We start from the raw sequence: 1,854 nt of genomic DNA, 5'->3' as shown, positions 1-1,854 counted from the left end.
GCCGACGACCTTCTCGGTGGTTGGCTGGTCGAGCCCCGCCTTCTGCGAAACGGAGTTGACGATATCCTGAACGTTCATGGCATTCCCCTTTTCGTCGTCTGGATCGGGCGCGACCGTATCGACAGCTTCCCTTCCTAATGTGACAGCACCATCAAGGCTTTCGGAAATGACCAAAACGTGATGACCCGCCTTGGCGGTATCCGCCGCGAGGGAAGCGTGCCGATGAACGAACGATCCGGCCAGACGGTCACCCGTCCGTGACTGGACCGGGCAAGCTTCAACCCTATCTTGCGCATCACACAGTCACGGGGAGAACCATGACCGAACCTTCAGCCAGGCCTGTCATCACGCAGCCCATCATCACTCAGGCGATGATCGATGCCTATGACGAGTACACGCATTTGACCCTCGACCGACGCCGCTTCATGGAGCAACTGACCAGGCTCGCCGGATCGGGCGCGGCGGCCGCTGCGATCGCACCGATGCTGGCGGCGAATTCGGCCCAGGCGGCGATCGTCGCCGAGGACGATCCGCGTGTGAAGGGTGAGGACATCGCCTATCCGGGCAGCAGCGGCGAGATGAAGGGCTATCTGGTCAAGCCGGCGGGCCAGTCTGGCAAGCCCGGCACCGTTATCGTCGTCCACGAGAATCGGGGACTCAATCCGCATATCCGCGATGTCGCCCGGCGCGTGGCGCTGGAAGGCTTCATCGCGCTGGCGCCCGATTTCCTGTCGCCGCTCGGCGGCACGCCCGCCGACGAGGACAAGGCGCGCGACATGTTCGCCAAGCTCGACGCCGCCCAAGTCACGGCCGACGGCGTCGCGACGGTCGCGTACCTCAAGGGCTTGAAGGACGGCAACGGCAAGGTCGGCGCGGTCGGGTTCTGCTGGGGCGACGGCACGGTGAACCAGCTTACCGTCAACGCACCGGACCTCAGCGCCGGCGTCGCCTATTACGGCATGCAGCCGAAGGCCGAGGATGTGCCGAAGATCAAGGCGGCGCTGCTGTTGCATTATGCCGGGCTGGATGAACGCATCGACGCCGGCATCGATGCCTACAAGAAGGCGCTCGATGCTGCGCATGTCGAATACACGGTCTATGTCTATGATGGCGTCAACCACGCCTTCAACAACGACACCTCGGCCGCGCGTTACGATAAGAAGGCGGCCGATCTCGCTTGGGGGAGGACGATCGCGTTCCTGAAAGAGAAGCTGGCCTGAGGTGTGTGATGTTCAGGTGAGCCCGGCCTGCAAACGACACCGTCGGCGGATCACTCCTGCGCCGGCTTGTGCATGGCCACGCCCACCACGACCAGCGCAATGCCGAGGCAGTCAGTGAGGCTCGGAACTTGTCTGAGCACGATGACGCCGATCAGCGTCGCGGTGAGCGGCAAGAGCGAGAGCATCAAAGCGAAGCTGGCGCGCGGCAGCCGCGCCATGGCGAGCTGGTCGCAGATGTAAGGGATAACCGAGGAGCAGATGCCAACGCCGATCGCGGCGACGAGCAGTTGCGGGGCCGAAAAAGCGGGCAGCGCCTCGCTGAAGCCCACCGGCAGCACGACGAGGAAGGCGATCGCCATGGCGGTGCCGAGACCTGTGATGCCGATGCCGGTCTGGGCGATGCGGTGGCCCAGCACGATGTAGCCGACGAACAGCGCGCCGTTCAAAAAGGCCCAGAACAGGCCGACCGGGTCGCTGGACCATTTGATATCGATCAGCAGCAAGGTGCCGGCGACGGCGATGGCCAGCGCTGCGACATTGCGCCGGCTCCTGAGGCCGACCAGCGCGACGCCGATCGTGCCGACGAATTCGATCGCGGCGACCAGCGAGATCGGCAGGCGGTCGAGCGCCAGAT

Annotated in this window: 2 protein-coding genes; one reads left to right on the top strand and one right to left on the bottom strand. The window is 64.3% G+C overall.

All coding sequences use genetic code 11. From position 1 onward, the window contains the following. The first annotated feature begins 317 nt into the window (after positions 1-317). On the top strand, positions 318-1,220 hold the full coding sequence (locus EOA29_RS35080; protein ID WP_127222305.1) for a dienelactone hydrolase family protein: 903 nt from the start codon (positions 318-320) through the stop codon (positions 1,218-1,220). A 50-nt stretch (positions 1,221-1,270) separates the two neighbouring features. Here EOA29_RS35080 and EOA29_RS35075 read toward each other — a convergent pair. Next, positions 1,271-1,854: EamA family transporter (locus EOA29_RS35075; protein ID WP_145969999.1), on the bottom strand; the 584-nt coding region annotated here is incomplete at its 5' end.

It is taken from the genome of Mesorhizobium sp. M1E.F.Ca.ET.063.01.1.1 (assembly GCF_003998155.1).
Classification (GTDB): Bacteria; Pseudomonadota; Alphaproteobacteria; order Rhizobiales; family Rhizobiaceae; genus Mesorhizobium.
The sequence above is the reverse complement of the archived record's forward strand: the minus strand, read 5'-3'. Positions and strand labels throughout refer to the sequence as shown.

Bases quoted from the DNA above. Each gene is read 5' to 3' on its own strand.
- EOA29_RS35080 (WP_127222305.1), top strand. From the start codon at position 318: ATGACCGAACCTTCAGCCAGGCCTGTCATCACGCAGCCCATCATCACT.